Source organism: Clostridioides sp. LIBA-7678 (assembly GCF_056716065.1).
The window spans coordinates 1,802,227-1,824,862 of the sequence record NZ_CP196987.1 but is presented as its reverse complement, the minus strand read 5'-3'; the positions used below and the strand labels follow the sequence as shown (position 1 = coordinate 1,824,862).

Annotated in this window: 19 protein-coding genes and 1 pseudogene; 1 reads left to right on the top strand and 19 read right to left on the bottom strand. The window is 26.2% G+C overall.

Annotated features, from left to right (window positions below; genetic code table 11):
- The 11 genes from ACTG46_RS08855 to ACTG46_RS08805 form a co-directional block, all read right to left on the bottom strand.
- On the bottom strand, positions 1-618 hold the full coding sequence (locus ACTG46_RS08855; RefSeq protein ID WP_479923959.1) for a PepSY domain-containing protein: 618 nt from the start codon (positions 616-618) through the stop codon (positions 1-3).
- A gap of 289 nt (positions 619-907) precedes the next feature.
- Complete coding sequence (locus tag ACTG46_RS08850; protein ID WP_407812208.1) at positions 908-2,353, bottom strand: cell wall-binding repeat-containing protein; 1,446 nt, start codon at positions 2,351-2,353, stop codon at positions 908-910.
- A 286-nt stretch (positions 2,354-2,639) separates the two neighbouring features.
- Positions 2,640-3,524: a mechanosensitive ion channel family protein gene (locus tag ACTG46_RS08845; protein ID WP_074179809.1), complete on the bottom strand. Its 885-nt coding sequence runs from the start codon at positions 3,522-3,524 to the stop codon at positions 2,640-2,642.
- 199 nt (positions 3,525-3,723) lie between these two features.
- Positions 3,724-3,984, bottom strand: coding sequence for a hypothetical protein (locus ACTG46_RS08840; RefSeq protein WP_479923958.1), 261 nt, complete (start codon positions 3,982-3,984; stop codon positions 3,724-3,726).
- A 26-nt stretch (positions 3,985-4,010) separates the two neighbouring features.
- Positions 4,011-4,973, bottom strand: a complete 963-nt coding sequence (locus tag ACTG46_RS08835; protein ID WP_479923957.1) for an MFS transporter — start codon at positions 4,971-4,973, stop codon at positions 4,011-4,013.
- A gap of 248 nt (positions 4,974-5,221) precedes the next feature.
- Positions 5,222-5,986 (bottom strand): ABC transporter permease, encoded by a 765-nt coding sequence (locus tag ACTG46_RS08830; protein ID WP_479923956.1) that lies wholly within the window; start codon positions 5,984-5,986, stop codon positions 5,222-5,224.
- Complete coding sequence (locus ACTG46_RS08825) at positions 5,980-6,705, bottom strand: ABC transporter ATP-binding protein (protein WP_054270106.1); 726 nt, start codon at positions 6,703-6,705, stop codon at positions 5,980-5,982. Before ACTG46_RS08825 ends, ACTG46_RS08830 begins: the two co-directional genes overlap by 7 nt.
- 1 nt (position 6,706) lies before the next feature.
- Entirely contained in the window at positions 6,707-7,075 is a 369-nt protein-coding gene (locus ACTG46_RS08820; protein ID WP_054270105.1) for a GntR family transcriptional regulator, read from the bottom strand.
- A gap of 301 nt (positions 7,076-7,376) precedes the next feature.
- Positions 7,377-8,918, bottom strand: coding sequence for a putative bifunctional diguanylate cyclase/phosphodiesterase (locus ACTG46_RS08815; RefSeq protein ID WP_054270104.1), 1,542 nt, complete (start codon positions 8,916-8,918; stop codon positions 7,377-7,379).
- Positions 8,919-9,618: 700 nt separating this feature from the next.
- On the bottom strand, positions 9,619-11,685 hold the full coding sequence (locus ACTG46_RS08810; RefSeq protein WP_054276572.1) for an ABC transporter permease subunit/CPBP intramembrane protease: 2,067 nt from the start codon (positions 11,683-11,685) through the stop codon (positions 9,619-9,621).
- Positions 11,686-12,480 carry an ABC transporter ATP-binding protein gene (locus tag ACTG46_RS08805; RefSeq protein ID WP_479923955.1) on the bottom strand — a complete coding sequence of 265 codons (795 nt, stop codon included), beginning with the start codon at positions 12,478-12,480 and terminating at the stop codon, positions 11,686-11,688.
- Between the two features lie 250 nt (positions 12,481-12,730).
- Between ACTG46_RS08805 and ACTG46_RS08800 the strand changes: the two genes are divergently transcribed.
- Complete coding sequence (locus ACTG46_RS08800; protein ID WP_479923954.1) at positions 12,731-13,681, top strand: CotA family spore coat protein; 951 nt, start codon at positions 12,731-12,733, stop codon at positions 13,679-13,681.
- Between the two features lie 137 nt (positions 13,682-13,818).
- Here ACTG46_RS08800 and ACTG46_RS08795 read toward each other — a convergent pair whose 3' ends face one another.
- From ACTG46_RS08795 to ACTG46_RS08760, 8 genes and pseudogenes are all read right to left on the bottom strand, one after another.
- Positions 13,819-14,943 carry a metal-dependent hydrolase family protein gene (locus ACTG46_RS08795; protein ID WP_141668765.1) on the bottom strand — a complete coding sequence of 375 codons (1,125 nt, stop codon included), beginning with the start codon at positions 14,941-14,943 and terminating at the stop codon, positions 13,819-13,821.
- A 144-nt stretch (positions 14,944-15,087) separates the two neighbouring features.
- Positions 15,088-16,196: pseudogene (tnpB, locus tag ACTG46_RS08790) on the bottom strand (IS200/IS605 family element RNA-guided endonuclease TnpB).
- Positions 16,197-17,130: 934 nt separating this feature from the next.
- Positions 17,131-18,399 carry a hypothetical protein gene (locus ACTG46_RS08785; protein WP_479923953.1) on the bottom strand — a complete coding sequence of 423 codons (1,269 nt, stop codon included), beginning with the start codon at positions 18,397-18,399 and terminating at the stop codon, positions 17,131-17,133.
- 10 nt (positions 18,400-18,409) lie between these two features.
- Positions 18,410-19,222, bottom strand: a complete 813-nt coding sequence (locus ACTG46_RS08780) for a hypothetical protein (RefSeq protein ID WP_479923952.1) — start codon at positions 19,220-19,222, stop codon at positions 18,410-18,412.
- An 8-nt stretch (positions 19,223-19,230) separates the two neighbouring features.
- Positions 19,231-20,448: a hypothetical protein gene (locus tag ACTG46_RS08775; RefSeq protein ID WP_479923951.1), complete on the bottom strand. Its 1,218-nt coding sequence runs from the start codon at positions 20,446-20,448 to the stop codon at positions 19,231-19,233.
- Between the two features lie 10 nt (positions 20,449-20,458).
- Positions 20,459-21,283 (bottom strand): hypothetical protein, encoded by an 825-nt coding sequence (locus ACTG46_RS08770; RefSeq protein WP_054270093.1) that lies wholly within the window; start codon positions 21,281-21,283, stop codon positions 20,459-20,461.
- Positions 21,276-21,992, bottom strand: coding sequence for an ABC transporter ATP-binding protein (locus ACTG46_RS08765; protein ID WP_054270092.1), 717 nt, complete (start codon positions 21,990-21,992; stop codon positions 21,276-21,278). Before ACTG46_RS08765 ends, ACTG46_RS08770 begins: the two co-directional genes overlap by 8 nt.
- A gap of 72 nt (positions 21,993-22,064) precedes the next feature.
- Positions 22,065-22,421 (bottom strand): GntR family transcriptional regulator, encoded by a 357-nt coding sequence (locus ACTG46_RS08760; RefSeq protein WP_054270091.1) that lies wholly within the window; start codon positions 22,419-22,421, stop codon positions 22,065-22,067.
- Positions 22,422-22,636: the final 215 nt, after the last annotated feature.

The following is a 22,636-nucleotide window of genomic DNA, read 5'->3' as shown; positions in this document are numbered from 1 at the left end:
CTAATCTTCTTTTTCTACCTCCAATATAGTTCCCTTTTTAGAATCTACCTTTATGTCATATTCATTTTTATCTTTATCTATTCTTATTTTATAAAAAGTAACATCTAAATCTTTATCTAAACTCCATTTTTTTACCCTTCCATTTTGTTCTTTTAATGTAATCTCCATAGCTTTTTGAGGTGTTATTATATCATTTAAGTCTAATTTTTCTTTTCTAGCTGCTCCATTTAAATCTTCTGAATCCAATTTTTCTGTTTTATCCTGTAGTACATCTTTTGTATTAGCGTCTATTTTCATCTTATACTCATTATTATCATCTACACCTTCAACAGTATAAACAAATTTATTTAAGTCTCTTTCAAGGCTTAAATCTACTATATCAGCATCTTTATACTTATCTTTAAATATGCTTACTGCATCTGTGTATGGTACTTTAAAATCTTGTTCATTCAAATTTTCATTATTTTTTTCATCTTTTAAATCCTTATTTGACGCATTTGTCTCTTTCTTCGTATTATCTTGTGCCTGTCCTGAATCTGTAGTTGGATTTCCACTACATGCAGTCAATAAACCTGCAACAAGTATACTTACTACTAATAAATATGTTTTTTTACACATAAAAAAACCTCCTTAAATACTTAATTTATTCTATATTATGCCCTCTAAACCCTTTATTTACCCTTTTATATTAAATTTACTTCCTACTTTGCTAGTTTTAAGACTATAAAATTTATATCTACTAAAATAAATTTACTAAAACAAAATATGTTGTTTGTATAAATAAAGCATTCTCCAGTATGAGAATGCTTTATTGTAATTATAAAATTATTCGATTAATACTTTTAATTATTGCTTTATTATCTTTTACAGAAGGAATATATTTGTAATTATTTTTAAAAATACTTTTTTAAATGTTATTCCAAATATCTTTATAAGCATATCCACTATAAACATCTATGAAATACCATCCATAAGTCTGTTTTGGTTGTGGCTTTGAATCTATTCTTACAGCATATACTTTTATATTATTAATATTATCAATATAAGCAGTATTTACTCTTAATAAATTAACACTAACCTTATGCTTTCTAGCACATTCTGCTAATGCTAATTCTTTTGCTTTATCTTCTGTTATCATTTTTCTATTTTCATAGTCAGCTGGGTTACATACTTCCATAATGCCACTAACATTGTATGTATATACTTTGCTCATATCATTTTTCTCTACACAATATCTAACATCACCTTCAGAATTCTCTGTGACATAACCAAATACGTAGAATTGTTTTCCTGAATATTCAAAGCTAGTATCTAATAAAAATATTAAGTCTTCATCTTCTGGATAATTTTCATTATAATAAAGTTTATCAACACCTAGCAATTTTTTCACAGCATTAGCAGCATCCTCTACTGTATATTGTTTTCCAGTATCTGAATTTCCTATATTTTTTGTTACATTTAAACACTGCTGTAATATACTATCATTTAGATTTCCTATTGCTGTTATTTTAGTTGCACTTTTTAATACAGTCTTATTGCTATTATCATCAACTAAAACTGTTGGAGTATTTTTAGCTATTGTAGAACCAGCAAGTGCATACACTAAATCTGTTCCGCTAGCTATATAAAACTCTTTTGCTCCATTATAGAACTTATTTATTATCTTCTTATTAGTATCATATCTATCTACTCCACCCAATCTAGTTGAATTAGTATCATTTACTAAGTTATCACTCATTGATGAAGTACCTCCTATTATATAACTTTCTGTTCCAGTAGTGTTAAATGGTACACTCTTTCCATCAGTTAATACTATAGGTGCTTTATCTCTAACAGCTACAGATGCAATACTCATAGCATCTGGTTCACCTTTAAAAGCATTAGTTAATATAACCTTACTAACCTTGTTAATAGCTCCTATTTCTTTTGCTACATTATAACTTGTCTTAATTCTATCACTACCTTGAAGTCTTTTAACTTCTATATTCTTACCTTTCAAAACGTTTTCAGTTGCTTTATCAATAGAACTTTCACCACCAATTATGTACACTTTATTAGCTTTTTCAACTCTTTTCATAGTTGCACTTGGTATATTATTCTTTTTAGTTAAAAGAATTGGTGCATTTGTTGCTCCTGCAAGACCACTCGCACTTAATCCATCAGCCATAGTACTATCTGCATTTACAAGTATTGCAGTAGTATAGTTTTCTCTATCTGCAATAAGTCCAGCAGTTTCATATTTATCTGCACCTTGAATTTTATCAATTTTATCAAGTGCATTTGCAGATATAGGACAACCAGCAACAAACATTGACATAGCTATCCCTAACGATAATAATTTCTTTGATTTCACAATATTTCCCCCCTTATTAATACTTCATAATTAAATTGTATAACAAGCACATATTATATGTTGTCGAAAACAAAAACTATTTCCAATCATTTAACGACATTAAATTGTAAAAAAACAAAATATTTTTTTAATAAAATATAAAAAACTCTTATATATAATATATAAGTAGTTAATTGTTTTAAGTCAAAACATAAGATTCTTATAGATATTAAATCAGCCCTCATAAGAAAAAAATGAAAAATAGGCACCCAAAGATTAAATCTAAAGGTGCCTTGACTTTATAATATTAAATTCTTTTTAGCTCTCTTAATGTTAAATCCATCTTAGGATAAGGAATTGTAATTCCTTCTTCATCAAATCTAACTTTAACCTCTTCCAATAAATCAAGATAAATTGTCCAATAATCTTCTGTATTACACCAAACTCTAACAGCAAATTTAATGGCATTATCTCCATGTTCCACTATTCCTATAAATGGTTCTGGTTCATTTATTATTAATTTATGGCTATTCACAATCTCTTTCAATACTCTTCTCACCTGTACTATATCATCTTCATATCCTACACTAAAAGTTAAGTCAACTCGTCTAGTATTCTTTGCTGAATAGTTTGTTAGGCTATCATTTGATACAGAGCCATTAGGTATAAGTATCTGCTTATTATCTGGAGTAACCAATTGTGTATAAAAAAGTCCTATTTGCTCAACTGTTCCTCCATGACCTGCTGCTTCTATGTAATCTCCTACTTTAAAAGGTCTAATCAAAAGTATGATAAATCCTCCAGCAAAATTTGATAAACTACCTTGTAATGCTAAACCTATAGCTACCCCTGCTGATGCTATCACAGCAGCAAAGCTAGATAAGCTCATTCCCCAATATTCTAAAACAATGATTACAACAGCAACTTTAAGCACACTTAAAAGAAGAGATTTCAAAAACCTTCTTAGGGTTAAATCAATATCCCTTTTTCCAAGTAATAACATTACATGGTTTACAAATTTCTTTATTATTTTAAATCCAATGGAAAGTATAAGTATACCTATTATAAGTTTTACTCCACTTGTAGTAGCCCATTCTAAAAAGCTTTCCATTATACCGCCCATATCCATTTTATTAATATCTAGATTGTTTAAATCCAACTTGCTTATATCATCTATTTTTGTCGTATCCATAAAAAACTCCTTACTTTATATTTTTAGAACCAATATTATAGTTTAAAGTTCTTATTTTCTATTTAATATAATACAATATCATTTCGACATAGTAAACAAGATTTATATTCCAATTATATCTTGGTATATATCCTTGTAATAAATATAAATTCTTTTTTATCTATAAAATATTGCATTAAATTGAATCAATAATAAGATTCTATTCAGTCTTAGAATTATCATTTTTTACACCTATATGAGATGCTATTATAGTTATAATACTGAGTACTATAAATATCACAAATCCTCTTTTATATCCATCAACTACATTATGTGAATTTACTTGCAAAGATACTGCTATAATTAAATTAATAATACCACTACCTATAAATTCGAAAGTATTAATGACACTAGTTGCCAATCCAGAATAAATTTCTTTATTTTTATACTTAGCATCATTGAAAACTTGTAAATGAGACATCACTATACATCCCATAATAAAAAATGCTATTGGAAAATCATTATTGGTGGTTTTACTTTATATACAACTACAATTAGAATCCATATAAATAAATCTATTATTGCTCCATATTTGATTATATTAAATTTACTAGAGCTTATTTTAGCAAATACAAAGTCCATAATTATTGAACCAAATATAAATCCATATGTAAAAAATGATACTATAAATGCAGAAAAACTCTTACTAACCCCATAAACATCCATTATGTATTTCACTCCCCATAGACTTGTAAATGCACTTGTCAGACCTACAAAAGAGAACATTATCATTGAGTTATACCATGTTGATTTATTTTTTATAACAGACTTAATTCCATCAACAATACCAATCTTCTCTGGCTCTTCATTAGGTTCCATATCTATATTGAATCCGTATTCTCTTGGAGTATCTCTAACAATAATATACATAAAACATCCGATTACAACACCAATTATGCCTATCAATAAAAATGAATTTCTCCAACCAACAAATTCAGATAGAAACACAAGTGGAAAAGTAGCAAGAACTCCCCCTAAATTCCCTACAAATGAAAATTTAGCTGTTGCAGAAGCAAATTCTGATTTATTAAACCATCTACCCTGAATTTTTAAAATACAAAGCAATATTACTGAGGTCCCTGCACCTACAACTATACGAGAAATATATGCTAACTCTATACTTTGAATCAATCCAAATAAAATAGAACCTAAACTTGCCATTATTATTCCAAGACTACTAAGTTTTCTTGCTCCATATTTATCAATTAAGATTCCTGCTGGTATTTGCATAAATGCATATGCATAGAGGCAAAAAGATGCTATATTTGAAATTTGTATAGAATTAAAACCTAACTCATTTGATAAATTATCTGAAACAACAGCAGTTGACATCCTTAAAAATAAGACTAAAATGAATGAAAATGTAATTATGCCCCAAACACTCCATTTAGCCTTTGTATAACTTTTCATATTTTCTCCCTCAAATCTACATAGCTTTAAATTTTCTTGATATACTCTATAAAATTCATGCTTTCTAAGTAATTATATCAAGTATACATCTATTTATTACAAATTTTAACATATAGTCTCATTATACTACATATATACATATTTAACTAGAAATAAAGTTTCATTCTTGTTATATATATAAATTAACTCCTTAAATATAAAAAGCCATCTTTGAACATTACTCAAAAGATGGCTCTCTATAAAAATATCTATTCTAAATTCAATTTTTTATCTAATATATATTTTGTAGCGAAAAATAATATTACTACAACTGCAATACTCCCAAGCATTGCAAGTGCAAAATGAGGACTTTGATAAAAATGGTATATCATATTTATATCTTTATGTGGTAAAATTCTTTCTATAGCATTTCCAACACTTGATATTACTATATTTATAGCTATAAAAGAAACAAATGCTACTATATTTCTATGCTTGTTAAATCTTGGCAATTGACCCATTGAAATTGATGTATATAATAACAAAATAAATGATGAATATGAAATAAGCATTGTTACTAAAAATAATACAACATCTAAAAAATATTCAGAACCTTTTGTAAAAACAGTATTAAAAAAATCTAAAAATTCAGGTAAGTGTATTCCAGAAGCACTAAAAAGCATAAGCATTCCAAATGTAAGCATTGCAACTATAAAACTAAGTACAGCATATATAAGTGCTGTTATACATTTAGATAAAATAAGTGAACTAGTACTAACAGGAAGAGTAAACATTAAATACCCTTCATCACCCAAAAGATTTTTTCTGAATCTTTGAATTGTAACTACAATAGTTAAAACACCTAATGCCATGAAAAGACTCGTCAATACCAGTATTCCTATTCCCTGTATTTGGAATATATCTGTGTTTATAAATATTCCATTGAATACAGCTACTACCAATATAGCTATATATAATGGTATAAATGTTCTTCCACTTGCCTTTAATTCATATTTTAATAATTTACCTAACATTTGAATTCCTCCCTAAATAATGCATCTATAGATTTTCCTTTTTCTTCTCTTATTGTTTCAACATCTCCTTGCAATACTATTTGTCCCTTAGATATAAATATTACTTCATCACATATATTCTCTATTTCACTTATTAAGTGAGTAGCGATTAGTAAAGTACTATCTTCAGAATAATTTTTTAATATAGTTTTAAGTATATATGACCTTGCAGCTGGGTCAACACCACCAATAGGTTCATCCAGGATATATATACTTGCTTTTCTTGACATAACTAAGATAAGTTGAACCTTTTCTTTGGTTCCTTTAGACATTGTTTTTAGTTTTTCATTCACATCAATATCTAAACTTTTAATCATCTCATTTGCTCTTCTAACATCGAAGTCACTATAAAAATCATAGAAAAATTTCAGTAAATCTGATACCTTCATCCAGTCATTTAAATAAGTTCTTTCTGGTAAATAAGATACTATTTTCTTAGTCTCTATTGATGGTTTCATTCCATTTATTACAATTTCACCATTATCAGGCTGTAATAATCCATTTATTAGCTTAATCATTGTACTTTTGCCACTTCCATTAGGACCTAACAATCCCACTATCTTTCCCTTTGGTATATTCAATTCAACATTTTTCAAAACCTTTTTAGTTCCATAACTTTTATTTACACCTTTAAATTCAACTATTCCATCTTGAGAAATATTATTTATATTTTTATCCATTTTATAATTCTCCTTTCAAATTTTCTGTAATAAGTTTTAACATTTCATCTTTATCATACCCAAGTTTTTCTAAAGTCTCTTTTAATGTATTTATCTCAACATTAGCTATTTCCGCTTTCATAGCTTTTATTTTTTCCTTATCATCTGTTACAAATCTTCCTTTAGTTCTTTGGCTATAAACTAATCCTTGTCTTTCAAGCTCTGTTAGAGCTTTTTGCATTGTATTTGGATTTACTTCAGCATCTTCTGCTAGTGCTCTTACTGTTTCTAGTTTAGATCCTATTTCAATCTCACCTGAAATTATTTTCAATTTTAAATGTTCTACTAATTGTATATATATAGGCTTATTATTATCAAGTTCCCATTCCATGTTTATACCTCCTTGTTTATATTATTGTATTAATAACTTAATACAATAATATAATAATACAGCTTATATGTCAATTACTTTTAAATAAAATTATAAAAATATTTCTGTATATTTTTTCATACTATGCTTTTATAAAAATTCCTACTATATATCTATAATCAAAGCTATAATTATTTCCTTTTAATCTTAAATAATTTTACTATCTTAAAAAGTATATAAAAAAGTTCACAAAAAAATGAACACTGTATTAGAGTTCATTTTTAACATAATTTATTAGATTTTTTATAATATAGATTAATTCCTATTTTATTGAGCTATACATAATCAATTTTTCAAATTCTTCAATTGGCATTGGCTTTCCAAACAGATATCCCTGTGCCATGTCACATTTTACTTCCTTTAAGAGCTGAAACTGCTCTTCTGTCTCAACACCCTCTGATACCACTTTCATTCCTAATTCTTTTGCCATTTCTACAACTTTAGTAACAATTATCTTACTTCTATTGCTATTATAAGTTTCCATAATAAATTTTTGGTCAAGCTTCAAAATATCCATAGGAATTTCTTTTAACATATTTAATGATGAGTACCCTGAACCAAAATCATCCATAGATATCAAAAATCCTATTTTTTTTAAATTATTCATTATATCAATTAAGATGTCAAAATTATCAAATATAATACTTTCTGTAAGTTCAAGTTCTATATACTTTGCAGGTATTTCATATTTATCAATTATATTTTTATATGTTTCTATAAAATTATTGCAATATAAATGTATCCTTGAGACATTAACCGAAATAGTAACTGGATTTATACCTGCATCAATCCATTTTCTAAGCTGTATACATATTTCTTCAAGTACATATAAATCTAAGTTTATTACAAAACCATTTTTCTCGAAAAATGGAATAAATTCATTTGGAGGTATTAAACCTTTATTAGAACTTTTCCATCGAACAAGAGCTTCTGAACCTTGTATTTCTCCTGTATCAAGTTCTATTTTTGGTTGCAAATGTACAATAAATTCTTTATTTTCCAAACTTGAAAACATCGTATTTTCCATCTCTTTTTCTTTTATTTCTTGGTCATGAATCTTATTATCATAAAATGCATAGGAACTTTTATGTCCTCCTTTTGCCATTTTATGAGGTATATTAGCCCTATCTATAATTGAATTAATATCTCTATCTTCTGAAAGTATAAAGTAGATTCCACAACTCAAAACCAGTTTATACTTTTCCTCTTGATTATTATTAAATAAATCTAGTTCTTCAAATATAATGTTCAATCTATTTGTTATATCTTTTTCTTCTATGTATTTCATAATTATAGTAAAATTATCAGCAGATATTCTTGCAAATATCTCATCTTCAAATATATTATTTTTAATAATCTTAGTTAAGTTACGTAAAATTTCATTTCCAACTTCATATCCAAATAGGTCATTTATATATTTAAATTTATCAATATCTATATACAATAAAGCATATTTCTCTTGAGTATTTTTGCATAATATCTTATTAGCATCAATCACAAACTTATCCATAGTACTTGCTCCTGTAAGACCATCTGTATAAGCTACCTTTTGCAATTTAATTCTAAACCTTAATTTATCATATATTATATATAGTATAAGCATTATACATATCATAGTCATAATACATATTATCTGTAATGAATATTTGCTAATAAATTGATTATTAAACATAATAGATTCAAAATTGCTTAGGGAGTTATTTTGATAAAATTCATTTAAAGAATAAACTGGTATTGTATGTATAATCTGTAAAATTATACATATAAATAAAAAAAACATTAATTTTTTTTGTAAATTCCTCATAAAAATTTCCTCCCATTAAAACACCTCTATTTTATTATAAACCATTAGCAAATAAGTATATCCCAAAAGTTTCCATTTCTTGTAAAATGGATAGCTTTGAAAAGAAAATAGTAAAATTATAATATAAAAATAAAATTTTTCAGATAATTTGAAGAAAAATAAGTATCTTTTATCAATAATTATATACCAAAATAATCCAATTTATTTTATATTATACCGATATGAAATGTATAAATCAATAGTTAAGACAACTAATATACTACATTCTATAATTATAGTAACTGAAAATTTCATGAAATTTAAAATAAATATAAACTATCCATTTTACAAGAAATGACTACTTTTTCCCAAAATATAGTATTTGCAACATATTCATACTTTATTTTTTCTGTTTTTTCTTTCTATATTTATTTCGACAAACTAATTTTTAAATTTTATCCCTAAGTAAATTAAAAAATATCTAATTTAAATTTTTTAATATATCTCCTCATAATTGATTTTTTAACTATAAATCTATAAAATTAAAACTCTTTATTGTTTCATTTATATAATGAAAATATTATATAAATGAAACAATAAAGAGTTTATATAATTAAAAGATAAAGAGAATATATAAAATAGCACTAAAGTATTTTATATATAAGATATATTTATATACTTTAGTGCTAATCAATATTTAATATGTATAGTAAATCTACATTTAACTTTTTAAAGATTTTCTATATAAAATTCTTACTCCCAATGCAACTAATATAAAACTTATTAAAAGAATTAAGACAAATTTAAGTATATTTAAATTGGCAAAATCGACCTCAATAAATTTGTACAGATTGGCTACATTTCCAGTTGTATAATGGCTTACTACAATTGCTATACCATTATTTAAAAAATGTAATAACATCGATACAAATATGGAACCAGATTTATATACACTATATGCAAATATAATACCCAGTATAGAGGTTGGAATTATTCTTATAAAATCCATATGCATAATACCAAATAATACTCCACTACATATTATAGCCAACTTAACAGACTTATTCTTATCTTTTGATTTACTAAATGAAGAAAATATAAATCCTCTAAAAAATATTTCTTCACATATAGCTGGCAATAAAGCTATTGTTAGTAAATTTAATAAAAACTTATCTTTCATAAACAGGGTTTCGTTTAAACTTTCAGCAACTTCCATGTTTTGAGGAAACAAGAATAAAATTAGTTGTGTTATAATCATAATAAGAATATATCCACCAATCCAAAGTACAATACTGCCAAGTATATGTTTTAACTTAGGAACTCTCAAGCTAAACACTTCTTTAAAATCAGCTTTAATATAGTATGCAAATATTAATGGTAATGAAATTATCATAAATTGTGTTATTATGATACCACCCATACCAAATTTAATTTGTACTAAAGAACCAACATAAATTAAAAGAACTAATCCCACTGCGTATAAAATAATACCATCACTTATAGTTGGTATAGAGCCTTTTTTTATATTGCATCTTTTCTCTAAAAAAGAAAAACTCTTACTATTACCAAAAAGTATTTCCTCTGAATTGAACATCTTAGATAGTAATATGATTGCCAATATAACAAAAGCTATATTTGATACCAAAACTAAAGCTATTAAATTTAAATCACTTTTAAAAGATAATACACTTTTTATAAGTAGTGATATGTTTACCACAGGTATTACAGATGTTACCCTATCCAACACTATATTTGGTATCATAGAGACGTATGATGGTATCATAATAATTAACATAAGAGGAGTTATGTAGTTTTGAGCATCTTTAAAACTTTTTGCAAGTGAACATACACACATACTTATTGCTGCTACTACCATTGAAAACAGACATATACAGATTAAAGTAGTTACAATTGGTAAAATTAAATCTCCATAATTGAAATTTCCAAAGCCAAGTTGACTGCTAAGACCTCCACTAATTAAAATAAATGCCATAGTCAATCCCATAGATAAAATATTTAAAATTGCTGTTACTATTGCACTAAGAGAAACAGCCATGTATTTTCCCATAACCAATTCTAAATTTGATATTGGAAGCGTAAATAGAGTTTCTAATGTACCTCTTTCCTTTTCCCCAGCCATAACATCTATTGCTGGATATATTGAACCAAGCAAGACTCCTATTATCAGTATGAATGGCAATATTTGTCCTAAAAAATATCCTGCTACTTCTTCTGTCTTTGCAACATCTACAGTGCTATATGTTAAAGGCTCTAATGTAGATTGTACATCTAAACCTTTATCAGATAATTTTTTTTCTACAGTAAGTCTTTTGTATTTATCTAAAACAGTTTCTATTCTCTTTACTGCATTAGAAGAGTTTTCTTGAGAAGAATTCATATATATTTTATAACTTGTAGATGCTTGTTTTTCTTCTATCTTTATATAAGCATCAATTTTATTTTCTTCTAATGACTTTTTATAATCATCAACATCAAGTATTCTTATTTTTCCTTTATCATTTACATTATCTTTGCTTTCAGTATCTTTACCTAAATTATTATCTTCAATCATCGATACTAATACTTTATTTGGTTTATTATCAAAGGCTATATTAATATCCTTGCTATTCATACTATTTGCAGACATATTCATTACCTGCATCATTAATAGCATAAGTAAAGGATACAAAAGAAGTGGTAAAACAATCATCATAAATAATGTCTTTTTATCTCTCAATATATCCAACATTTCTTTTTTAAATATGTATTTTACAATCTTACTTCTCATCTAAACTTCCTCCTTTCTAGCAAGTTTTATAAATACGTCTCTCAAGTTGTTTACTCCAGATTCCTCTTTCAAACTATTTGGTGTTCCTGATGCAATTATTTTTCCATTGTGAATCATAAAAATCTTATCACATAAAGCTTCTGCTTCTTCCATATAATGAGTTGAATAAAGAACTGTTTTACCTCTTAGTTTTTCATTCTTCATAAAGTCTATTATAGATGCACTACTTAAAACATCAAGCCCTAATGTTGGTTCATCAAAAATGTACACCTTTGGAGAATGTATTAAACAACGAGCTATAGACGTTCTTTGAGTCTGACCAGTTGATAGATTCTCAATTCTATTATCTATAAATTCACTCATATCCATTATTTTTATAACATTTTCAATCGATTCTTCTATATCTTCTTTTGTCATTTCATATAAGCTTCCAAAAGTTGTTAGAAGCTCTCTAGGAGAAAGTCTTCCATATAACTTTGTGTTTCCAGACAAATATCCTATTTCTTTTTTTGCTGAATTTCTATCTATTGAATAATCATATCCAGAAACACGTATATCTCCTGATGTTGGTGTTAATATTCCTCCTAACATTCTAAGCAAAGTCGTTTTTCCTGCACCATTTGGACCTAATATTCCCACAATCTCTCCTTCTGCAACTTTAAAAGAAACATTATTCACAGCAAGAAACTCTTCTTTTCTAGTTTTTATTTTCTTTAACTTTCTTATTGAATTTTTATTCTTATCATCTTTTACGACCCTTGTAAAAGACTTGCATAATTTATTAACCTCAATCATTTATTAAATTGCTCCCTTCTTGTTTATAGATATATTTATATAAATATAACATATAAACCTTTTTTATATAAAGTTTTTTGTTTTAAAATAGAGTATCCTAGAAATTCACACTATAATTTGACAAATTACCTTTTTTTATTCTTTTATAATATATTTTGTAACATTTTTTTACATATTAAATATAATATTACTATATAGATAAACTTAATCATCTATATATTCAAATCAAAATAAAAAAGGAGTTCATTTAATGGAAAATAATAAATGTAGAGAAAATTTTAGATTTTCTCAAGAATATGAAGAAGGTTATATAAATACAAATGATAGATACTATGACAACTATCAAATAGAGGATAGATATTATGACAATTATCAAACAGAGGATAGATACTATAATTATCCAAACAAATGTAAAGAACCTAAAGTAGTCGAACATTGCTGCTGCAAAAAAAGTATGAAAGATGCATTAGAACTTTTAAGATATGATGCTATAAGACCTTTTGTTAATTTTAATCAGTTTGCTTTTATTTCAGATTTCTTTATAGTTGGTGCTTATTTAGTAGGTATAGATTACTCTCTACCTCCAAAAGATAATCTATCTGGACTTAATGCTACTTTTAAAAGATTTTCAGCTTGTAACTGCGATTTAATAGATATATCTGGTCAAATATATTATCCTAAACCAATTCCATTGACACTTGGCGGATTAGTTAGTTCAATTGGCACTATTCCAGGTATAGCTGAATTAGTTGCTCTTATAGAGGCAGCAGTACCTGCTAATATAGACCTAGGAGGTATATTAAATTCAATACTTGATGATATAATTGATTATATAATTGCTACAATCAATCCACTAACAACTGTAGATTTAGCATCATTATGTTCTCTTAAAGCTGTTGCTTTTAATGTTGCACCTGGAGATTATAATGATTTTGTGGCAGCTTTAGGATATTATCTTGATAAAAAACAATATAAAGATTGTAATTGCAACTGTGATTGTGATGATTGTTGTTGTAATAAAGGTATACTTGACAACCTTTATACTTCTAAAATAAATAATCAAGTTACTGTAGTAGCTGGTAGTTTAGTTCTAACTGGTGTTGAAGTTTTAGGTAAGAAAAATGATGTTTTAGTACTTGGAAACTCTAATGACTCAAGAATATACTTTGTATGTGTAGATTCTATAGATTATATTGCATAAAACAATTTTAAAGTACTATATTTAAATATAAAATAGCATATAGTTTTTAAAATATAAAATATTTGATTATTGTTAATAAAAAAGAGTGCCTATGTAAAAATAACTTTAGACGCTCTTTTTTATTTTTATATTGACTTCTATCTAACTTTTTTACCAAGCTTAAATACTGCTAATACATCAGCTAATACATCTATATTATCTATAGGATTTCCATTTACAACTATAACATCTGCTTTCTTTCCTTTTTCTAAAGTTCCATAATTTTTATCAATTCTTAAAAGTTCAGATGCAGTTTTTGTAGCAGCCACTATTACATCCATATTATCCATACCATAATCTGACATTAGTTTCATTTCATAATATGTCTTCCCATGTTCATTGTAAGAAGTTCCTGCATCAGAGCCAACTGCAATTTTAATTCCTTTTTTATACGCTTTTAAGAATGATTCTTTATGTGGAATAGCGACAATTTCACACTTTCTAAGAGTCGCCTCAGTTATTCCACTTTCTTTTCCTGCATTTAGAATAAAATATGGAGCAGCCACAGTTGGAACTAAGTATGTTTCTCTTTCTAGCATCAAATCAATTATCTCATCATCTAAATAAACACCATGTTCTATAGAAGTTATTCCTGCAAGTACTGCATTTTTTATACCAGTTCTACCTTGTGCATGCGTAGCAGTTATTTTTCCTGCTTTTACAGCCTCCTCTACAGCAACCTTCATTTCTTCCAAAGTCAATTGTGGTGAACCTGGCTCAACACCATCAGTCGTTACACCTCCAGTTGCCATTATCTTTACACAGTCTACTCCATTCTTTAAGACTGTTCTAGCTGATTTTCTACATTCATCTATACCATCACTCTCAATCCCAAAGTAATATCCATGTCCTCCTGTCATACATATAACTGGACCTGAAGCAACTATACCAGGACCATCTATAGACCCTTTATCTACAAGTTTTTTAAGTTGTACATCCACATATTTAGGACAACCTAAACTTCTAATATATGTTACTCCTGAATCCAAGTAAGCATCAAGTTGTTTTATTGTATTTACCACAAGCTCTACATCTGATACATTCTCATAATAAACTTTTGGATTTCCAACTGGCTCCATTGTCAAATGAACATGACAATTCATAATTCCTGGCATAACAGTTTTATCTAAGTAATCATATACATCATATCCATCCAAATCTTCTCTTATGTCTTCAATTTCAACTATAGTATCTCCCTCAATAATTACCCCCTTATTTTTCATAATGCTATTTCCTGTTCCCTGAACCTCCCATGACTAAAGTCACAGGATTCCTGCTTCATAGAATTTTGCATACTGAAATATGTCTTACCAATTCTCCACAGGCTATCCCCATAGTTCCTACGGTTCTTACATAAGTTATTTATTTTAAACTCTTATTAGTCTTAGTCCTTCTTTTAGTATATTTATACTTGCATTTATATCTCTATCATGAGTTACATTACAACAAGGACAAATCCATTCTCTTATACTTAAATTCTTCATTTCCTCGTTTTTGTACCCACATTTATTGCATATTTGTGAACTTGCAAAGAATTTACCTACCCTTACAATTTGTCTACCATACCAATTAGCCTTATATCTAATTGACGAACAAATTCTGACCATGACACATCAGAAATTAAGCGAGATAGTTTACTATTTCTAGTCATATTCTTTACTTGTAAATCCTCTATGCAAATAATATCATTCTCTCGTATTAATTTAGTAGATAGTTTTTGTAGAAAATCCTTCCTTTGATTAGCTATATGTTCTTGAAGTCTTGCAACTTTTAATCTTGCTTTATTTCTATTTAAACTACCAATTGTTTTTCTCGATAGTTTTCTTTGTAATTTAGCAAGTCTATTTAATGACTTTAGAAGATACTTAGGATTTTCTATAAATTGTCCACAACTTGAGATACAAAATTCTTTAATTCCTAAATCTAAACCTATCTGATTATTAGTATTTTCAAATGCTTCAATATCTATATCAGTACAACATAATGATACATAATATTTACCACTTGGTTCTTTGGATATAGTAGCATTAAGTATTCTTCCTTGAGGTACTTGTTTATCCCTTACTTTAACCATACCAAGTTTAGGTAATTTTATATATTGACCAAGGTGCATAATATTTCCATTTGTAAAGTTAGTTCTATATGAAAATCTATTAGTTTTCTTTGATTTAAATTTAGGAAACCCTGTATTTTCCTTAAAGAATTTTTTATATGCGTTTTCTAAATCTTTTAAGGTATTTTGTAGTGAAAATTTATCAGGTTCTTTAAGCCACTCTAATTCTCTTTTTAAGTTGGTCAAATCAGAACTACACTGTTTATAAGTAAAAGTTTCTTTATTATTTTCATAAACTTCTATTTTTTTAGCAAGATATTTATTATATACAAATCTACAACATCCAAAAGTTTTGTTAATTAACTCTTGCTGTTTTTTATTTGGATACATTCTAAACTTATATGCTTTTTCCACTACTATCACCTCACTTTAATTGTTTTTTATGATTATTAATATACATATCCGAGTAACTTCTATTTTTCATCACTCATTATAATATTAACAAACGTAATTATCTAAAACAATTATTTCGAAGGTTTTATATTTATTTCTAAATAACATATTTAAGAACCGTAAGTCCTAACTTTTATCATTTTTGAGGTTGTCGTTCACATAAGTTCGCTACTACCTATGCAGTTCTCTTATGAACTTCTTACACTTTCATGTAAGCACAGACTATATCTTATCCTTCAGCATTATCTGTTAAGGCCTACCCACTTCCACTACCAATAGCTTGTAGTGTACTTCCCTCAAGAGGAATAGTCGTTGAAGTTTCTCCTATTCGGAGCTTACCTGCTGATTGTCCATTTTAAAGTACTTAGGGTTTAACCTTATACTATCTAACCAATTTTTTCTACTTTCGTAACTTTCACACTTAGGTTTATTTCATCCTTATGTTTTAGTTTGGTTAGCTTTAGGGGTTTCCAGCAATTCAGGTAGTATTGGATAGGTTCTATCCTATCTCTACATATAAGTTTCCCTATATGCTGACTATTTTAGCTACTAACTCACGACTAAAGTCACAAGTGTGCGTAGCTATTTTTTAATCAATTAGATTTCCTGCTTTAATATATTTTTTGTTCATTTTAAAGTGCTCCCCCTTTTTAAGTATAATGTATTATTTATTTATTATTTTTAATATTCTAATAATTAATTTTACCACTATACTCATCCTATTTCAAATCTAAGTAAATTAAATACAAGTTAAATGATGATATACAATATAAAAAAATATTAAAAAGCACCTTTATATTAAATTTAAAAATAAGACGAAATAATCAAAGATTATCCCATCTTATTTCCATTTAATATATAGCAAATATATATCAATCTAAAGAAATGCAATTAATAATATCATCTAATTTGCAACAAAAAATAACTTATCGTGTATATTTACATCTCCATTTATTAGCTCAGCTTCATATAATGTCTTTTTAAGTTTCTTATCGAATACCTGAAATTTTACTGGTTTCGTTCCAATTACATCAAAAACCTCTTTACTTCCCTTTCTTCCTCCTGATAGAGTATCTTTTATGCTTGAAATAGAATATATCTTATCATCTAATAACTTAACTTTCCTAATTCCAGATGATGTATCACTATAATCTACTTTAAAATCAAGTATCTCATAATCCTCTAGCTTAATATCATTTGAGTTGATATCATAAACAAGATTAATTACAAAATTACTCCTATCTGTAGCTATAAGATTTAACTTATTGTTCTTAACAATATAATCTAACTTCGTTTTGCTTAATAAACCCATTTCTTTTGAATTGGCATTTTTTTCTTGATTTAGATTATCCATAAATTTATTACTAATATTAAAAGTATCATCTTCTATATCATATATAATAAGGTTAGAATAATTATCATGCCCTTCAATATCTCCGTTTGTACTCTTATTACTTACCATTTCCAAATAGATTTTGCTTCCTATAGAAAATTTAATTTCATGTATACTTTGTTTATAGTCATTATGTAAGTTTAAATCAAATCTATTTAATAATTTATAAGACTTATCTTTTATATCTATCTTTAATATGCAAATATTATTGACTTTAGAGCCTGAAAGATTAGTTTCACTAACTACCATATATAAGTTTCCTTTATATATTTTATTAAACACAGTTTGCCAACTATTTTTTTTAAAATCAGATTGTTTTAAACTAATATCAAAACTTTCTTCTACACCATTTTTTAAATTTTTATTTGAAATCTTTATACAATCATTTAAATTATTATTCTCTTGTCCCAAAGTAGGCTTAATATAGGTATATGCTTCTCCTATATTTAAATCATCTTTATATACAAATTCATATCCTTTATTATTAATAAAATCACTGTATTTTTTATCGATATTCAAATAATCATTTCCAATTCTTGATTTAGGACTTGTATCATTTTTTATTCCATTCTTACTTACAATTACCTCTTCATAAGAAAATTTATTTATATTAGGTGTATATACTAAACTTACTTTTCCTATATCTTTTATATTACCATTTAAAGTATTTACAGATAGTTTGTCCTTATTAAAATAACTCAATATTGAAGTCATTATAATCATCAATAAACACACTATTATAAAACATATTGTATATTTTCCTATATTTTTTTCTTTCATAATACACCCCCTAAAAATCAATCTTCTGTTTCAAAAGTTTATTGGATATAAAACTACACATAAATATGTTTATACTTGAATACAAGACAATAAATATATTACTATATTCATAAGGTATAACAAATTCCACAGAGATTATAAATACTAAAATCTCCAAAGCTAAAAACATGAAACTTATTAAAGTTCTTAGTTTATAAATAGATTTATTTATAAGAATTGATGTAAACACTACAGACACAAATCCTATCAGTAAAAATATATACTCCACAAATAGTATTTTAAAACTATATGGAAGTAACATTTTTAACTTATATATTGTATCTTGCACAAAACCGTAGCTTGCAATATTTCCAAGCATATAATTAGGTAATAATTTATTTAAAACAAATAAAATTATTGTAAATATTATTGTGTAACTATACACTAGAAATAATATATTTAATAACTTAGATGTATAAATATTAATTCTATTTTTGGGAAGCATTATAAGTGTATATATAGATTTACTTTTCCCATCAAAATCCCTATACCAAATAAAAAAAGCATAGCAAATACATGCAATTATACCAAACATAAACCATGCTTCTGTAGAACTCATTATATTTCTAAAGCTTGAGAAACCTGTAAAATTTATTGTTTCTATTGTATTTCCTACTTTCGTTAATTGCTCATCTTTAACTGCATTTTCTATTATATAATTATAGTCATTTAAATTCTTTACTATATTTAAAATTACAAAAGAACAGCAACAAATAATTATAAGTATATAATTTTTTATATTTCTTTTTAATTCAAATTCGAATAATTTCATTAAATCTTTCATTAATTCACCTACTTTATTTCAAATTCTAAATTACTATTTGAAGTGTTAAACTGTAATTTTCCTTCGTATACTATTTCCTTAGAGTTTTTATTTATTATATACAACATAAATTTATCATCCCAAGGTAACACAGGGTCTAGTTTTGATGTATATACAATGATTTTATTTGAGTCAATTTCAACATTTTTAATACCTCTTTTTTCTTTGTCCTCTAAAACATACTTATCTTCATCCATGCTGTTATCAAGCACATTATAGGTAAATAAACTTAACTTTGTGCCTGGACTGTCATCATAATCATTTGACATTACCATATATAATTTACTATCTTTTAGACTTGCTTTTACTAAATTATTCATTCTATCATCAGTTTTTAATTCTATTATTTTATCTTTATTTTCTTCAACATTATACTCAAGTAAATGCTCAAGTAAAGTAATTTCAGAGTTACTATTACCATCCATATCTGCCTTTAATACTTCTATTAAAATATACATTTTATCTTGTCCTTTACTAGCATAACCTACACGAATAGTATCAACATCTGAGTATTTTTCAAAAAAATAATTACTTAAATTTATACTTTTTACCGTCTGTATTTTTTTATTTTTTGGGTTAATTTTTATTATATCTATGGTGCTTAAGCCTTTTTTATTGATTTCTGACGAATCGCCTATCGCACCATAAAATACAGACACATATAAGTCTTTTTTATATCTTTTTGATGATAATACCTTTGTATAATAATCATCAGTACTTTTATCTACCTTATATTTTGTTCTTTTAAAATTATTCATATCTAATTTTTCATATTCAATGTCTTTATCACTTCCTTCAGATGCAAATACTCCTTTATCCAAATCTTCTTTTTTCTCATCTATAACAAAATTTATATCTTTTGAATTATCATTCATTTCAAAACCAACATGAGTAATTAAATCGGAACCACTAGATACATCAATTAAATTATTTATATTCTCACTCTCTTTTTGTGGTTTTACTAATTCAGTCTTTTTAATTTTATTACTTCCATTTATTGTATAATATGAATTTATATATCCATTAAAATCATATCCAAACTTTATGTTTATATAGTCTAATTCATCTGGGTCACCTTTTATAGTTTTTATCTTCAAATTGTCTTCATTATTTAATAAACCTATACTAAAATATATTACTACGGTCAAAAATATAATAAGTATAGGTGCTTTAGATTTTAATTTCATACCACCCCTCCTAAAGAGATACTTTCTTTTTAATTAGTAAATAAGATATTCCATTTAGAATAAACATTATAATTAAAAAACTTAGCACACCAGCTACTAAAGTATTAAATTGTGTTCCAATGAACACATAATATTTCCTAAATAAATTGATTATATTTATATATACTGTTGAAAAATATAGACCTATTAGAACTACAAAAGTAACTAAAAGCACATAAAACTTATTTATATAAGAAAATATAAATAATATGCAACAATTTACAAGAGAAATGGCTATAAGTAATAAAAATACATAAATCACCATGAAAGATATAAAATCAACAGGTATACTCCTCAAAGTTGAATAATATAAATCTTGCGCAAAAGGCACCTTTATTATTGGCACATTTTTAAAGATAAAATTAAATATACACTTACATACAAACAATGTCGCTATCTGACTTATCAAAAAACCATATATCATTGTTATCAAAGCAATTGACTTAGATATGCAAATCTTAAACTTATTCTGAGGTAGCATCATAAGAGTGTAAATACTTTGATTTTTGGAAAAAAACTCTCTTTTCCACATAAAAACATAGTATACAAACATTCCCAACATCCCAAAGAGTAGAATATGTTGGATAAATCTAATATTACTAAGTATCCCTATTCCATAAAATATACCACCAAAATTCTCTACTGCTAAGTTTAGAATAAATTTAGAATTCTTAAGTTTATTCATTTCATATAAATTTAAACTAAGCGTAATTAATGAAAAAAATGATATATAAGCTATGTAAAATTTATTACTTCTTCTTAAATCTACATTTATTAGATATAGAAGTTTATTCATTCTTATATACCTCCCTCATCTTATCTAATATAGATTTACCTTCTATTTCTCTTAATTCCTCTGCATTAAATGAAGTTATAACATTACCTTCATCAAGAATTACAACCTCATCAACTAAACTTTCTATTTCTACTATTTCATGAGTAGTAATGATAATAGCCTGATTTTCCTCCATATATTGTGCTATTACTCCTATAAATTCTTCCCTCTTAAATAAATCAATTCCTGTAAATGGTTCGTCAAGTAGTATATATTCTGGGTCTTGGCAAAATCCAAGAATTAATTTTACTCTTGCAATATTTCCTTTTGATAAATTATCTATTATTTCATCTTCATCTAATTTGAATATGTTCATCATTTCTTTTGACTTCTCTTTATTCCATTTTGGATAAAAAATCTCCATAAATTCAAAGGTTTCTTTTATTGTCGTATTACTAAAGTGAGATTCTACATCTGGAACAAATGCTAATTTATTATATATCTTTTCATTTATTTTTTCTCCATCTATACGAATCTCTCCACTATCAATATTTATAAGACCTGCTATTGCTTTTAACATTGTTGATTTACCAACACCATTTATCCCAAGTAATGCAGTTATTTTACCTTTTTCTATATTGAAACTTACATTCTTTAAAGCATCTATCTTTCTTATTTTAAGACCTTGCATCCTTTTATATGTTTTACTGACATTTTTTACTTCTATCATAATTAGTACCCTCCATATTTAATATGCTTGTACAATAAATTTTTTTAATTAAGTTTTATAATTGTTAAAAGACTAGTATTCTTCTTCTATTATCTTTAAAACTTCCTCTTTAGTAACCTTTATTGCTTTCATATTTTCTATAAAAATAGATAAAGATTCATTTATCAACTCTAATTTTAAGTTTTTTAGTATATCTTCATCAACTGTTACACTACTTTGATAGTTTTTAAAAGTATTTATTATATTCATATCACCCATCTCCTTATATGCTCTTTGAACAGTATTTAGATTTACTTTTAGATTAAGTGCCATTTCTCTTCTCGATGGTATCGTCTCTCCTGGTCTCAAAGCTCCAATTACTATTTGTCTTTTTATATATTTTATTATCTGCAAATAAATGGGTGTTGTATTATCTAGTTCAAAATTCATGCTTCCTCCTATTCTAGTGTATTAATACGTTAGTACACTTGCTTTAAAAAAATACACCTTTAGCTCGTATTTTATTTAATATTCTATTAAGTGTATTATACGATTAATACACTTAGTTTGTAAACACCTTTTTATAATTTACATTTTATTTTAATTTATTAAGACATTAAAAGTAAAGCTTGAATTATAACTTTACAAAATGGAGCATCAAATGA

Coding starts and splice junctions, on each gene's coding strand:
- ACTG46_RS08840 (WP_479923958.1), bottom strand. CDS start 3,984: ATGTCTCATTTACAAGTTTTCAATGATGCTAAGTATAAAAATAAAGAA.
- ACTG46_RS08795 (WP_141668765.1), bottom strand. CDS start 14,943: ATGAAAAATAAGGGGGTAATTATTGAGGGAGATACTATAGTTGAAATT.
- ACTG46_RS08800 (WP_479923954.1), top strand. CDS start 12,731: ATGGAAAATAATAAATGTAGAGAAAATTTTAGATTTTCTCAAGAATAT.
- ACTG46_RS08820 (WP_054270105.1), bottom strand. CDS start 7,075: ATGGAATGGGAACTTGATAATAATAAGCCTATATATATACAATTAGTA.
- ACTG46_RS08825 (WP_054270106.1), bottom strand. CDS start 6,705: ATGGATAAAAATATAAATAATATTTCTCAAGATGGAATAGTTGAATTT.
- ACTG46_RS08830 (WP_479923956.1), bottom strand. CDS start 5,986: ATGTTAGGTAAATTATTAAAATATGAATTAAAGGCAAGTGGAAGAACA.
- ACTG46_RS08815 (WP_054270104.1), bottom strand. CDS start 8,918: ATGAGGAATTTACAAAAAAAATTAATGTTTTTTTTATTTATATGTATA.
- ACTG46_RS08805 (WP_479923955.1), bottom strand. CDS start 12,480: ATGATTGAGGTTAATAAATTATGCAAGTCTTTTACAAGGGTCGTAAAA.
- ACTG46_RS08770 (WP_054270093.1), bottom strand. CDS start 21,283: ATGAATAAACTTCTATATCTAATAAATGTAGATTTAAGAAGAAGTAAT.
- ACTG46_RS08785 (WP_479923953.1), bottom strand. CDS start 18,399: ATGAAAGAAAAAAATATAGGAAAATATACAATATGTTTTATAATAGTG.
- ACTG46_RS08835 (WP_479923957.1), bottom strand. CDS start 4,973: ATGAAAAGTTATACAAAGGCTAAATGGAGTGTTTGGGGCATAATTACA.
- ACTG46_RS08810 (WP_054276572.1), bottom strand. CDS start 11,685: ATGAGAAGTAAGATTGTAAAATACATATTTAAAAAAGAAATGTTGGAT.
- ACTG46_RS08775 (WP_479923951.1), bottom strand. CDS start 20,448: ATGAAATTAAAATCTAAAGCACCTATACTTATTATATTTTTGACCGTA.
- ACTG46_RS08855 (WP_479923959.1), bottom strand. CDS start 618: ATGTGTAAAAAAACATATTTATTAGTAGTAAGTATACTTGTTGCAGGT.
- ACTG46_RS08765 (WP_054270092.1), bottom strand. CDS start 21,992: ATGATAGAAGTAAAAAATGTCAGTAAAACATATAAAAGGATGCAAGGT.
- ACTG46_RS08780 (WP_479923952.1), bottom strand. CDS start 19,222: ATGAAAGATTTAATGAAATTATTCGAATTTGAATTAAAAAGAAATATA.
- ACTG46_RS08845 (WP_074179809.1), bottom strand. CDS start 3,524: ATGGATACGACAAAAATAGATGATATAAGCAAGTTGGATTTAAACAAT.
- ACTG46_RS08760 (WP_054270091.1), bottom strand. CDS start 22,421: ATGAATTTTGAACTAGATAATACAACACCCATTTATTTGCAGATAATA.